At 41.7% G+C, this 12,981-nt stretch carries 10 protein-coding genes, 2 tRNA genes and 3 rRNA genes; 11 read left to right on the plus strand and 4 right to left on the minus strand.

The annotated features are described in order from the left end of the window. The first annotated feature begins 175 nt into the window (after window positions 1–175). From F959_RS14630 to F959_RS14655, 6 genes are all read left to right on the plus strand, one after another. Window positions 176–1,712 (plus strand): 16S ribosomal RNA (locus F959_RS14630). A gap of 59 nt (window positions 1,713–1,771) precedes the next feature. Further along, window positions 1,772–1,848, plus strand: a tRNA-Ile gene (locus tag F959_RS14635). Window positions 1,849–1,919: 71 nt separating this feature from the next. Continuing rightward, window positions 1,920–1,995 (plus strand) — tRNA-Ala (locus F959_RS14640). A 329-nt stretch (window positions 1,996–2,324) separates the two neighbouring features. After that, a 23S ribosomal RNA gene (locus F959_RS14645) occupies window positions 2,325–5,216 on the plus strand. A 157-nt stretch (window positions 5,217–5,373) separates the two neighbouring features. Continuing rightward, a 5S ribosomal RNA gene (gene rrf / locus F959_RS14650) occupies window positions 5,374–5,488 on the plus strand. The 16S, 23S and 5S rRNA genes sit together here with 2 tRNA genes alongside, the layout of an rRNA operon. 714 nt (window positions 5,489–6,202) lie before the next feature. After that, complete coding sequence (locus F959_RS14655) at window positions 6,203–8,053, plus strand: YfaP family protein (protein WP_004881588.1); 1,851 nt, start codon at window positions 6,203–6,205, stop codon at window positions 8,051–8,053. A 59-nt stretch (window positions 8,054–8,112) separates the two neighbouring features. Here F959_RS14655 and F959_RS14660 read toward each other — a convergent pair whose 3' ends face one another. Next, complete coding sequence (locus F959_RS14660; protein WP_004881589.1) at window positions 8,113–8,448, minus strand: protein tyrosine phosphatase family protein; 336 nt, start codon at window positions 8,446–8,448, stop codon at window positions 8,113–8,115. A 123-nt stretch (window positions 8,449–8,571) separates the two neighbouring features. On the opposite strand from F959_RS14660, the gene F959_RS14665 reads away from it, so the two are divergent. The 4 genes from F959_RS14665 to F959_RS14680 all read left to right on the plus strand — a co-directional run bounded on the left by F959_RS14665 (window position 8,572) and on the right by F959_RS14680 (window position 10,883). Beyond that, a complete protein-coding gene (locus tag F959_RS14665) occupies window positions 8,572–9,468 on the plus strand; it encodes an alpha/beta hydrolase (RefSeq protein WP_004881591.1) in 897 nt (298 codons plus the stop codon). Then, on the plus strand, window positions 9,469–9,906 hold the full coding sequence (gene trxC, locus F959_RS14670; protein WP_004881592.1) for a thioredoxin TrxC: 438 nt from the start codon (window positions 9,469–9,471) through the stop codon (window positions 9,904–9,906). Between the two features lies 1 nt (window position 9,907). Beyond that, window positions 9,908–10,330, plus strand: a complete 423-nt coding sequence (locus tag F959_RS14675) for an acyl-CoA thioesterase (RefSeq protein ID WP_004881593.1) — start codon at window positions 9,908–9,910, stop codon at window positions 10,328–10,330. A 73-nt stretch (window positions 10,331–10,403) separates the two neighbouring features. Next, entirely contained in the window at window positions 10,404–10,883 is a 480-nt protein-coding gene (locus F959_RS14680) for a GAF domain-containing protein (protein WP_004881596.1), read from the plus strand. A gap of 52 nt (window positions 10,884–10,935) precedes the next feature. On the opposite strand, the gene F959_RS14685 is transcribed toward F959_RS14680, so the two are convergent. The 3 genes from F959_RS14685 to F959_RS14695 form a co-directional block, all read right to left on the minus strand. After that, a complete protein-coding gene (locus F959_RS14685) occupies window positions 10,936–11,433 on the minus strand; it encodes a nuclear transport factor 2 family protein (protein ID WP_004881598.1) in 498 nt (165 codons plus the stop codon). A 71-nt stretch (window positions 11,434–11,504) separates the two neighbouring features. Next, entirely contained in the window at window positions 11,505–12,002 is a 498-nt protein-coding gene (locus F959_RS14690; protein WP_004881600.1) for a DUF4442 domain-containing protein, read from the minus strand. A gap of 14 nt (window positions 12,003–12,016) precedes the next feature. After that, complete coding sequence (locus F959_RS14695; protein ID WP_004881601.1) at window positions 12,017–12,505, minus strand: YajQ family cyclic di-GMP-binding protein; 489 nt, start codon at window positions 12,503–12,505, stop codon at window positions 12,017–12,019. Between the two features lie 90 nt (window positions 12,506–12,595). On the opposite strand from F959_RS14695, the gene F959_RS14700 reads away from it, so the two are divergent. Further along, entirely contained in the window at window positions 12,596–12,910 is a 315-nt protein-coding gene (locus F959_RS14700; protein ID WP_004881603.1) for a rhodanese-like domain-containing protein, read from the plus strand. The last annotated feature ends 71 nt before the right edge of the window (window positions 12,911–12,981 follow it).

The raw sequence follows: 12,981 nt of genomic DNA on the forward strand, positions 1-12,981 counted from the left end.
AGATCATTAAGAGAATAGAAGAACAACTTGTGTGGATTTTTACTAGTTGATCAATCGATATATATTATCATTGATAATTGGTAGAAATTTCTCGAAGTTTATTTGAGCAAATTTTTTGTCAGTAATTGATGAGCCAGAATTAGCACCTTGTCTTAACTAAGGTGCAAAATGATTTTAACTGAAGAGTTTGATCATGGCTCAGATTGAACGCTGGCGGCAGGCTTAACACATGCAAGTCGAGCGGGGAAAGGTAGCTTGCTACTGGACCTAGCGGCGGACGGGGGAGTAATGCTTAGGAATCTGCCTATTAGTGGGGGACAACATTCCGAAAGGAATGCTAATACCGCATACGTCCTACGGGAGAAAGCAGGGGACCTTCGGGCCTTGCGCTAATAGATGAGCCTAAGTCGGATTAGCTAGTTGGTGGGGTAAAGGCCTACCAAGGCGACGATCTGTAGCGGGTCTGAGAGGATGATCCGCCACACTGGGACTGAGACACGGCCCAGACTCCTACGGGAGGCAGCAGTGGGGAATATTGGACAATGGGGGGAACCCTGATCCAGCCATGCCGCGTGTGTGAAGAAGGCCTTATGGTTGTAAAGCACTTTAAGCGAGGAGGAGGCTACTAGTATTAATACTACTGGATAGTGGACGTTACTCGCAGAATAAGCACCGGCTAACTCTGTGCCAGCAGCCGCGGTAATACAGAGGGTGCGAGCGTTAATCGGATTTACTGGGCGTAAAGCGTGCGTAGGCGGCCATTTAAGTCAAATGTGAAATCCCCGAGCTTAACTTGGGAATTGCATTCGATACTGGATGGCTAGAGTATGGGAGAGGATGGTAGAATTCCAGGTGTAGCGGTGAAATGCGTAGAGATCTGGAGGAATACCGATGGCGAAGGCAGCCATCTGGCCTAATACTGACGCTGAGGTACGAAAGCATGGGGAGCAAACAGGATTAGATACCCTGGTAGTCCATGCCGTAAACGATGTCTACTAGCCGTTGGGGCCTTTGAGGCTTTAGTGGCGCAGCTAACGCGATAAGTAGACCGCCTGGGGAGTACGGTCGCAAGACTAAAACTCAAATGAATTGACGGGGGCCCGCACAAGCGGTGGAGCATGTGGTTTAATTCGATGCAACGCGAAGAACCTTACCTGGCCTTGACATACTAGAAACTTTCCAGAGATGGATTGGTGCCTTCGGGAATCTAGATACAGGTGCTGCATGGCTGTCGTCAGCTCGTGTCGTGAGATGTTGGGTTAAGTCCCGCAACGAGCGCAACCCTTTTCCTTACTTGCCAGCATTTCGGATGGGAACTTTAAGGATACTGCCAGTGACAAACTGGAGGAAGGCGGGGACGACGTCAAGTCATCATGGCCCTTACGGCCAGGGCTACACACGTGCTACAATGGTCGGTACAAAGGGTTGCTACCTAGCGATAGGATGCTAATCTCAAAAAGCCGATCGTAGTCCGGATTGGAGTCTGCAACTCGACTCCATGAAGTCGGAATCGCTAGTAATCGCGGATCAGAATGCCGCGGTGAATACGTTCCCGGGCCTTGTACACACCGCCCGTCACACCATGGGAGTTTGTTGCACCAGAAGTAGGTAGTCTAACCGCAAGGAGGACGCTTACCACGGTGTGGCCGATGACTGGGGTGAAGTCGTAACAAGGTAGCCGTAGGGGAACCTGCGGCTGGATCACCTCCTTAACGAAAGATTGGTGACTGGTAAGAATCCACAACAAGTTGTTCTTCGAAGATGTATCTGAGGGTCTGTAGCTCAGTTGGTTAGAGCACACGCTTGATAAGCGTGGGGTCACAAGTTCAAGTCTTGTCAGACCCACCACTACTGACGAAGTGATAAATAATCACAAGCTGCTAGATGAGAAGATATGTCGTTCATTATGATTGTAAGCTGGGGACTTAGCTTAGTTGGTAGAGCGCCTGCTTTGCACGCAGGAGGTCAGGAGTTCGACTCTCCTAGTCTCCACCACGTACTTTACGGAGTACGGGCTAAAGATTACAGAACTTAGTAAGTTGAAAGCTTATTAACTTCTGTGATTTATCACAGTTTACTACGCACCGACGAGGTGGTAGTTAATCATTAACAGATTAGTAGAATTGAGTCTGAAATAAATTGTTCACTCAATTCATTCGAAAGAATGAAATTGAGAACTAGCAAAAACACTGAATCAAGCGTTTTGGTATATGAATTTAGATTGAAGCTGTATGGTGATTAAGTTCACAGACAACGAATAGTAGCAATTAAGTTTGCAACGGTAACACTCACTTGTATGTGTTAACGACTGTTTGGGGTTGTATAGTCAAGTAATTAAGTGCATGTGGTGGATGCCTTGGCAGTCAGAGGCGATGAAAGACGTGATAGCCTGCGAAAAGCTCCGGGGAGGCGGCAAATATCCTTTGATCCGGAGATTTCTGAATGGGGGAACCCACCCGCTATAAGGCGGGTATCAATAACTGAATACATAGGTTATTGAAGCGAACGAGGGGAAGTGAAACATCTCAGTACCCTTAGGAAAAGAAATCAATTGAGATTCCCTTAGTAGCGGCGAGCGAACGGGGAGCAGCCCATTAAGTTGTGTGTGTTCTAGTGGAACGCTCTGGGAAGTGCGAACGTAGAGGGTGATATTCCCGTACACGAAAGGGCACACACAATGATGACGAGTAGGGCGAGGCACGTGAAACCTTGTCTGAATATGGGGGGACCATCCTCCAAGGCTAAATACTCCTGACTGACCGATAGTGAACCAGTACCGTGAGGGAAAGGCGAAAAGAACCCCTGTGAGGGGAGTGAAATAGATCCTGAAACCGCATGCATACAAGCAGTGGGAGCACCTTCGTGGTGTGACTGCGTACCTTTTGTATAATGGGTCAGCGACTTACATTCAGTAGCGAGGTTAACCGAATAGGGGAGCCGTAGAGAAATCGAGTCTTAATAGGGCGTTTAGTTGCTGGGTGTAGACCCGAAACCAGGCGATCTATCCATGAGCAGGTTGAAGGTTGGGTAACACTAACTGGAGGACCGAACCCACTGTCGTTGAAAAGCCAGGGGATGACTTGTGGATAGGGGTGAAAGGCTAATCAAGCCTGGTGATAGCTGGTTCTCCCCGAAAGCTATTTAGGTAGCGCCTCGGACGAATACCATTGGGGGTAGAGCACTGTTTCGGCTAGGGGGTCATCCCGACTTACCAAACCGATGCAAACTCCGAATACCAATGAGTACTATCCGGGAGACAGACTGCGGGTGCTAACGTCCGTAGTCAAGAGGAAAACAATCCAGACCGCCAGCTAAGGCCCCAAAATCATAGTTAAGTGGGAAACGATGTGGGAAGGCATAGACAGCTAGGAGGTTGGCTTAGAAGCAGCCACCCTTTAAAGAAAGCGTAATAGCTCACTAGTCGAGTCGGCCTGCGCGGAAGATGTAACGGGGCTAAAACTATGTGCCGAAGCTGCGGATGTATACTTAGTATACGTGGTAGGGGAGCGTTCTGTAAGCCGATGAAGGTGTATTGAGAAGTATGCTGGAGGTATCAGAAGTGCGAATGCTGACGTGAGTAACGACAAAACGGGTGAAAAACCCGTTCGCTGAAAGACCAAGGGTTCCAGTCCAACGTTAATCGGGGCTGGGTGAGTCGACCCCTAAGGCGAGGCCGAGAGGCGTAGTCGATGGGAAATTGGTTAATATTCCAATACTTCTGTGTAATGCGATGAGAGGACGGAGAAGGTTAAGTCAGCCTGGCGTTGGTTGTCCAGGTGGAAGACAGTAGGCATGCATCTTAGGCAAATCCGGGGTGCTCTATGCTGAGAGTCGATAGCAAGCTGTACTTGTACAGTGAAGTGGCTGATACCATGCTTCCAGGAAAAGTCTCTAAGCTTCAGTTACACAGGAATCGTACCCGAAACCGACACAGGTGGTCAGGTCGAGTAGACCAAAGCGCTTGAGAGAACTCTGCTGAAGGAACTAGGCAAAATGGTACCGTAACTTCGGGAGAAGGTACGCTGCTGACGGTGATGGGACTTGCTCCCTGAGCGGTTGGCAGCCGCAGAAACCAGGCCGCTGCAACTGTTTATTAAAAACATAGCACTCTGCAAACACGAAAGTGGACGTATAGGGTGTGATGCCTGCCCGGTGCTGGAAGGTTAATTGATGGGGTTAGCGTAAGCGAAGCTCTTGATCGAAGCCCCAGTAAACGGCGGCCGTAACTATAACGGTCCTAAGGTAGCGAAATTCCTTGTCGGGTAAGTTCCGACCTGCACGAATGGCATAATGATGGCGGCGCTGTCTCCAGCAGAGGCTCAGTGAAATCGAAATCGCTGTGAAGATGCAGTGTACCCGCGGCTAGACGGAAAGACCCCGTGAACCTTTACTGCAGCTTGACATTGAACTTTGACCTTACTTGTGTAGGATAGGTGGGAGGCTTTGAAGTTGGAACGCTAGTTCCAATGGAGCCGTCCTTGAAATACCACCCTGGTAATGTTGAGGTTCTAACTCTGCCCCGTAATCCGGGGCGAGGACCATGTCTGGTGGGTAGTTTGACTGGGGCGGTCTCCTCCTAAAGAGTAACGGAGGAGTACGAAGGTGCGCTCAGCGTGGTCGGAAATCACGCGTAGAGTATAAAGGCAAAAGCGCGCTTAACTGCGAGACCCACAAGTCGAGCAGGTACGAAAGTAGGTCTTAGTGATCCGGTGGTTCTGTATGGAAGGGCCATCGCTCAACGGATAAAAGGTACTCTGGGGATAACAGGCTGATACCGCCCAAGAGTTCATATCGACGGCGGTGTTTGGCACCTCGATGTCGGCTCATCTCATCCTGGGGCTGAAGCAGGTCCCAAGGGTATGGCTGTTCGCCATTTAAAGAGGTACGCGAGCTGGGTTTAGAACGTCGTGAGACAGTTCGGTCCCTATCTACCGTGGGCGCTGGAAATTTGAGAGGATCTGCTCCTAGTACGAGAGGACCAGAGTGGACGAACCTCTGGTGTACCGGTTGTGACGCCAGTCGCATCGCCGGGTAGCTATGTTCGGAAGGGATAACCGCTGAAAGCATCTAAGCGGGAAGCCTACCTCAAGATAAGATTTCCCTAGGAATTTATTCCTCTAAAGAGCCGTTCGAGACTAGGACGTTGATAGGTTGGGTGTGGAAGTACGGTGACGTATGAAGCTGACCAATACTAATTGCTCGTGAGGCTTGACTATACAACACCCAAACAGTTGTTGTATTCAAGATAAATTCAATACATAACTTGATTTAGTGAAGAAACTAGTTACAATACAGACCCAATTAACTAATCCGTTAATAACTCTTTCGGTACTAAGTGGCAAAACGTAAGACCACCGAAAGCCAAAACAGTTTGCTGGCGACAATAGCAAGAGTGAACCACCTGATCCCTTCCCGAACTCAGAAGTGAAACCTCTTAGCGCTGATGGTAGTGTGGCACTTGCCATGTGAGAGTAAGTCATCGCCAGCTTTTAAATCTAAAACACCCCCTCCGCTAATGCAGAGGGGGTGTTTTTTATTGCTATATTTATTTTAATTATATGATTGCATATTACCAATTAATTTTTATTTCCAATTTGTGGTAAATAATTTACTTACTCAAAAAGTAATAGTTAAAAACTTTATTTAGTACTTGCTAGTTTTGACTATCTTTTTATTTTTCAATATCTATTAATGTTTATTAAAGAAAGAAGAAACCTATTAATATAAATATATTTCTACTTTTGATGAATGGAATGTTTTGTATAACGAGTGCCATTGAAAAGAAATACTTTTTTGCATTGAGCAGGGATTTCTTACTCAATTTGATATAAGCAGTATTAATTAACCGTACAAAATATGGGTAAATTTAACTGTATTTGAGCCAGTTAAATCCAAGGCAAAAAAAGCAAATGACCTATCTAAATTTACTTCTGTAACTTGTGAACGGGAATAGTATCTATTTTTAGTTTTGTATAAGGGAGTTACCATACTTGTTAAAATACCTAACTTCTTAAGACCTTTATTTAAATTTTATCAAATTCTCATTTTTTGATAGAAAAATGATTTGATTCACTTTAGCGCTAATTTTATTAAGATAAAAAATGTTTACATAAAATTAATAGTATGGTTACATAAAAGCCATTTTTATAATGAAAAAAATTAATTTCATAATGGTATTAGATGGGGATATAAAGGAGTGGTCATGAATAAAAAACAACTTATATTAAAGTTGTCTGCAATTGCTGTATCTGTTTTATTGGCAAGCTGTGGAGGGGATGGATATTATGGGAAGGAAAATGGAAATAATGGTACAGTTGTAGCACAAATAGCAACAGTTACTATTACTATACGAGATGTCACGGGTTTTGCGATTCCAGCTGCCATTGTTAAAATTGGTGAGTCAGAGATGATAGCAAATGAACAAGGTATTGTTACATTTAGATTAGAAAGTGGTAAAACGCATTCTGCTACTGTAACCGCAAATGGCTATCAAGTGACTAATGCTGATGTTGTTGTAGGGGCAGGACAAACAACTGCTACACAGACTATTAGGATAACTCCTCTATCCGCTGAAAATAGTACCGTAATAGCGCGAGTTTTTAATGGTGAGACTGGTTCAGTCTTAGCTAATACCCAAATTCAAGTTGGTACAGAAACAAAGACTACAGGCGCTAATGGTGATGTAACTCTAAGTAATATTACAAATAGTGAAAAAGTCCTTTTCAACATAAATAGTCAAGGATTTGCACAACAGTCAATAGTCGTTAATACGATTACTGGACAGCCAAGTAACATTAATATTCAATTACTTCCATTAAAGTTAGCTGGTAGCTTTAGCCCTTCGACAAATGCCAGTGTAAGCTTGAGTAATTCCATCGCCAAAGTTGATGTTTTTGCTAATAGCTTAGCCCGTACCGATAGTCAATCTATTAATGGGAATGTTTCAATAAAAATTGCTCCAATTAACTCTATACTAGATATACATCAACTACCTGGTGAGTTGACAACAGTTGATAGTAGTGGACAGAGACAATTAATCGAAAGTTTTGGAGCTATGATCATTAATGCCGTAGATAGCGCAGATAATGAGGTAACTTTAAAAACTGGTAATGTAGCTACTGTTAGTATTCCAGTTGTTACGAGAAGCACAACATTGCCTGCTACAACACCGCTATATATATATGATGTTGAAGAAGGCTATTGGGTAAAAGATGGTTCAAATATTTTGACCTTATCTACAGATGGAAAATATTACACTGGCAGTACTAGTCAATTTGGTGCAGTCAGTGCCGCTACTGTATATCAAACTGTAGAGGTAACGGGCTGTCTGGCTGATGGAAATGGTTATCGTTTGCAAAATGTGCCTATCTCATTAGAAGGTGTAGATTATTCTGGCTATTCAACTGCGATAACGAATAGTAATGGTGAGTTCACAATCTCTGCACGAGCTAACTCGACAGCTGTAGTTGCTGGACAATTAGGAAGGTCGATTAGTAATTCTAATAAGATAACAACAGCTGCTAATAGTTACGCTATGTCACCATGTTTGGAAATGACTAATTTATCAAACAATGTAACGGTGAAGTTAACTTGGGGTTCATTACCAAATGATATTGACTCACATCTTTTAGCTCCTAATGGTTCATTAGTTTACTATGGTAGTAAAGGTAGTTTATCATCAGCACCATATGCTTATTTAGATGTGGATGATACAAGTAGCTTTGGCCCTGAGATTGTAACTATACGACGTTTGATGGTTGGTGATTATTATTATGTAGTTCATAACTATTCAGGTACTTATGATCCAGGAATAACAGATTCACCGACTCGAGTTGAATTAAATACTCCTACTGGTTCGGAACTATTTGTCCCTAATAGTGGCGAATCAGTGAATATGATTAATAAAAATTATTGGCATGTATTTACTTTAAGAGTTGATTCGAATTGTAATATTAGTGTGATTCCTGTTAGACAATGGCTTGATAGTGAAATCTCTTTGAAAAGACCTCAACAGACTCCTTCATATTGTGTTCCAAGTGAAGTAGTAAACTGATTTTACTAGTAATAAAAAACGGCTTTCGAGCCGTTTTTTTATTTTAGATCATAATCTTATTAATCATCCAGTAAATCCATCTGTTTGGCTAACTGATATAAATTATTCGAACGGTTGCCAGTACGACAGAACATAAGGATTGGTTTTGGCAATTCATTATAGTGGTTTGCAAATGTGCGGACATCGAGTTCAGTAATTTGTCCAGCAACAACCGGCTGATAAACATAATCTAGACCAGCCCCACGAGCAGATTCTTCAATTTGAGCACTTGTTGGTTGTTCTGAACCACCTTCCATGTCTGGACGGTTATTGATAATAGATTTAAAGCCTTTTTCTACAACTTGTTCTACATGTTCTGGACCAATTTGACCTGCAAAACCAACATTCTCTGACATCTTGTCACTCCAAAAATAAACAAAACATTTTATGCTCTATCATAGCATTAAGCTTAATCTTGAGTTTAAATGTCTATAGTAAATAAACGATGATAAGCAAAAAGATAACGCAACGGAGCGCGCATGCAAACCTATACAGTCGAGCCTTTGTATGTTCCTAGTGGTGATGAAACGATTGCTGCTGACTTTTACCTTCCGAAAACGACTATAAAGCCAGCTGTAATAGTTATGGCTCATGGGTTTGCTGGATTACGTCAGTTTAAGCTCATTCAATATGCACAAAGGTTTGCTCATGCGGGTTATGCTGTGATCTTATTTGATTATCGTTATTGGGGGGGGAGCACTGGTAAACCACGTGAATTAGTGTCTTTAAGCTCTCAATTAGATGATTGGAAAACAATTGTCCAGTATGCATCAAATTGTAAATTAATTGATAGTCGACGTATTATTCTTTGGGGAACCTCATTGAGTGGTGGCTATGCATTGAGCTTAGCTACCGACTTAAAGAATATTCAGGCGGTCATGGTTCAAGTGCCATATGTAGATGGTGCTGAAACTGCAAAGTTATACCCCTTACAACGTTATCCTGAAGCTTTGAAACGTTCAAGTCAGGATTATATGGGGTCCAAAATGGGCTTAGCGCCTAAAACACTCCCAGTCGTCGATCAGTATAAACTCTGTTTTTTACCTACATCTGATAGCTATTATGGTTATCACTCTATTGTAAATCCTGATTATTATTGGAGTGGGGAAGTCCCTGCACGTGTTTTCTTTAATTTAATGCGTTATCGTCCGATTCAATTTGTTAGAAAAATTAATATTCCTGTCTTATTTATTGCTGCAAAACAAGATTCTTTGATCCCAATTGCTTCAAGTCGAGAGGCAGCTACAAATATTGCTCCTTTTGTGAGCTATCATGAGTGGGATATGAAGCATTTCGATATTTATCATGGGAGTTGGTTTGAAAAAGCAGTCACAACCCAATTAGAATTTTTACATCAACATATAGGAGTGATGTAAATGATTATTGTCTGTACATCATGTGGTGCAAAAAATCGTGTGCCAGAAGAAAAACTTGCCGTAAATCCTAATTGTGGACAATGTCATCAACCGCTATTGCCACATGAACCGATTGAATTAAACGAGCAAAATTTTAGTCATTTTATTAGCAATACTGATCTACCTGTTTTAATTGATTTATGGGCTGAATGGTGTGGTCCTTGTAAAATGATGGCTCCACATTTCCATCAAGTTGCAAAACAAAACCCATATGTGATTTTTGCAAAAATTGATACAGAGGCGAATCCTCGATTGAGTGCTGCATTTAATGTTCGCAGTATTCCGACTCTGGTATTAATGAATAAAACCAATGAATTGGCTCGAGTAAGTGGTGCATTACGTACACCTGAATTACAGCAATGGTTAGATCAGCAGCTGCAACAGCACAAAGGAAATTAAAATGACGGAACGTGTGAACCATCCAGAAGGGACGTTATCTCTTCAAAATATTGCGATGCCAGCTGATACAAATTGGAGTGGTGATGTATTTGGTGGTTGGATTGTATCGCAGATGGATTTGGCGGGTGCGATTCACGTTGAACGTTTAACGAAAGGTCGCTGTGCAACAATTGCTATTAATCAGATGAGCTTTTTGGTTCCTGTAAAAGTGGGCAATGTCATTAGTTCTTATACTAAAATTTTAAAAGTAGGGAATACTTCTGTTCAGGTTCAAATTGAAGTTTGGATCAGTCATGATAACTCTCGAGAACCAGTTCGTATCACAGAAGGTGTTTTTACCTTTGTTGCAGTTGATGTAAAAGGGAATAAGCGCGTAATCAGTGAAGAAATTAGACAGGCCTTTTTAGCCACTCAGTCAAGTTAGATCATAATCAAGACGTGAGTTCTTAGTTGAATTTACGTTGATATTTCCATCATATTTTAGAGAAGACGGTTCAATGGCTGAAGAATTGATTTTGCAACAAGGTCAAAAAGCTGAGCAATATCAAAGTATCATTCCTCAGATTCAGGCAATTATTGAAGATGAAACTGATGTAATCGCAAATTTAGCCAATATTTGTGCTGCTTTAAAACAGCAATTTGATTGGTTTTGGATCGGTTTTTATCTTGTTAAAGACAATGAGTTGGTCTTAGGCCCATTTCAAGGGCCGATTGCTTGTACCCGTATAGCAATCGGGCGTGGTGTTTGTGGTAGTGCATGGCAGCAACAGCAAGTGATTATTGTGCCTGATGTAGATCAGTTTCCTGGGCATATCGCATGTAGTTCCGCATCACGTTCAGAGATTGTGTTGCCGATCATGAAAAATGGTGAATGCTTGGGTGTACTTGATATTGATAGTAGTGAATTAAATCAGTTTGATGAAGTGGATGCCAAATACCTCAAACAATTGATTGCTATGATTGAAAACTTTATTTGACTAACATTCTCATAAAAGCCCAATTCAGTTTGAGCTTTTAAAATTCTACTTATTAGAACATCGTATTGGCGTTTTGGCTCTTTTCTGGAATCGTTTGGATAACATCCCAATGTTCCACAATTTTTCCATTTTCTACTCTGAAAATGTCAATAATTGCTCTACCTCGATCTTGTTCGTTTTCTGTTGAATGAACATGTAGCGCCACTAAATTTCCCTCAGCAATTGCTCGTTTGATCGTGTTTTTTGCTTGAGGGTTATTTTGAAACTTTTGAGTAAAAAAATTCACAAAAGGCGCTTTACCATCAGGTACATTGGGATTGTGTTGAATATATTGATCACCGATATATTGATCGGCATATATTTTAACTTGATGTTTTAAGAAAACACCTTCGTAAAAATCAATCACAATTTTTTTATTCTGTTCTGCAAGATTGCTATTGGATCGCGTGGAAGAGCTTTGTTGATTTGAATTATGTGATAAAGGCATGTTAGTACAAGCCGTTAGCGTAAGAATGCTTAGAATTGTTGGAACAGCAAGTATTTTTTTCATGGTATCAACTCAAGATACAAAATGATTCTGTATCTTGAGCATAATAACGACCTAACTGTAGTTTAGATCAGTTATGATTTTTTTCGTTTAGGTAACCAAGCCCAAAGCATTTGACAGTGAATTGGTTCATTCGCTGAATCATCAATCACAGTGACTGGGATCAATAACTCGCCTTTTTCATTATCAGCAATAAACTTTTGTTGATCTGCTGATAATGTTGCTGTAGCCGTCAAACCGCCTTGTGCAACTTTTAAGTAGTCTACATGTAATGATTTAATCAATAAGATACGATCATCAGGAATATGTAGACCTGTTAAAAAACCTGTTGCTGTCTCAGCTAATAAAGCCATTGCCGCTGCATGAACACCTTTAATATGGTTTTGCATATTGCGTTGGTTTTCAATACGAACAGTGACATGATCTTTATCCACTTCTAAGTAGCGAATATTTGCAGTGCCAACCATTGGAACAACACGTCCAAAAGCTTTGCTCCAAAGTGTGCTACGAATGCCTTTTGGAAATTTAGAAGTGGTTTTAACCAACGTGTAAAGACGGTTATCTTTTGCCATAGCGAACCTAAATCTTAGTCTTTGAAATTATTGAATTGGAGTGGTAGACCAAATTGTTGTTCACGTAAAAAGTTCATGACTTGCTGTAAAGTATCGCGCTTTTTATCTGTGACACGGATTTTGTCTCCTTGAATAGAAGATTGCGCTTTGATGCCACTTTCTTTAATGGCTTTATTAATTTTTTTTGCAGTATCTGAGTCAAGACCGTCTTTAAGTTTGATGACTTGAACAACATTTTTGCCTGAAGCTGACGCTTTTTGTGGATCAAGTGCTTGCACATCAATTTTACGCTTATAAAAATGATTTTCGAGCATGGTATAGACTTGTTCACATTGGAAGTCACTTTCAGTTGAGATTTTGATTTCTTTATTTTTTTCATTTAACTCGATCGAAACGTCTTGTCCACGGAAGTCAAAGCGTGTGCCAATCTCTTTTTGCGTGTTTTGTACCGCATGATTGACTTCAAATAACTCTAATTCAGAAACAATATCAAAAGAAGGCATGGTTAGACCTTTACAAAGGGAAAGAATATTTGAGATGCTAAGGGGGTTTTCTTCATTTGCCAAGTGTTGTTTACATCAAAGGAGTGCGCAATGATCCGTAAACAAGAAATTACAACATTTGAGTTCCCAGAAGGCGCAGTCATTTGGGATGTCCGCGATACTAAAGCCTACACTGAGGCTCATGTCAAAGGGGCGGTGAATCGCCCAATTGCCGAGATTACGTCGGATAGTTTGACTCAAGTTGCAGCGGATCAGCCGATTTATATTCTGTGTGGCGGTGGTAGTAAAGCACCACGTGCTGCGGAATTGTTAGATAGTTTTGATGCTTCTCGTGAATACGTTGTATTGATGGGAGGCACACGCGCTGCGCGTGATGCTGGCTTGCCATTAGAGCAAGGCGCTTAAGCATTAGAATTTGCCAAAATACATCTGTATTTTGGCAAATCAAGAAGTATGAAAATAGTAAAAAATGAAAA

Source organism: Acinetobacter venetianus RAG-1 = CIP 110063, from assembly GCF_000368585.1.
GTDB lineage: Bacteria > Pseudomonadota > Gammaproteobacteria > Pseudomonadales > Moraxellaceae > Acinetobacter > Acinetobacter venetianus.

Bases quoted from the DNA above. Each gene is read 5' to 3' on its own strand.
- F959_RS14675 (WP_004881593.1), top strand. From the start codon at position 9,908: ATGACGGAACGTGTGAACCATCCAGAAGGGACGTTATCTCTTCAAAAT.
- F959_RS14680 (WP_004881596.1), top strand. From the start codon at position 10,404: ATGGCTGAAGAATTGATTTTGCAACAAGGTCAAAAAGCTGAGCAATAT.
- F959_RS14685 (WP_004881598.1), bottom strand. From the start codon at position 11,433: ATGAAAAAAATACTTGCTGTTCCAACAATTCTAAGCATTCTTACGCTA.
- F959_RS14695 (WP_004881601.1), bottom strand. From the start codon at position 12,505: ATGCCTTCTTTTGATATTGTTTCTGAATTAGAGTTATTTGAAGTCAAT.
- F959_RS14660 (WP_004881589.1), bottom strand. From the start codon at position 8,448: ATGTCAGAGAATGTTGGTTTTGCAGGTCAAATTGGTCCAGAACATGTA.
- F959_RS14665 (WP_004881591.1), top strand. From the start codon at position 8,572: ATGCAAACCTATACAGTCGAGCCTTTGTATGTTCCTAGTGGTGATGAA.
- trxC (WP_004881592.1), top strand. From the start codon at position 9,469: ATGATTATTGTCTGTACATCATGTGGTGCAAAAAATCGTGTGCCAGAA.
- F959_RS14690 (WP_004881600.1), bottom strand. From the start codon at position 12,002: ATGGCAAAAGATAACCGTCTTTACACGTTGGTTAAAACCACTTCTAAA.
- F959_RS14700 (WP_004881603.1), top strand. From the start codon at position 12,596: ATGATCCGTAAACAAGAAATTACAACATTTGAGTTCCCAGAAGGCGCA.
- F959_RS14655 (WP_004881588.1), top strand. From the start codon at position 6,203: ATGAATAAAAAACAACTTATATTAAAGTTGTCTGCAATTGCTGTATCT.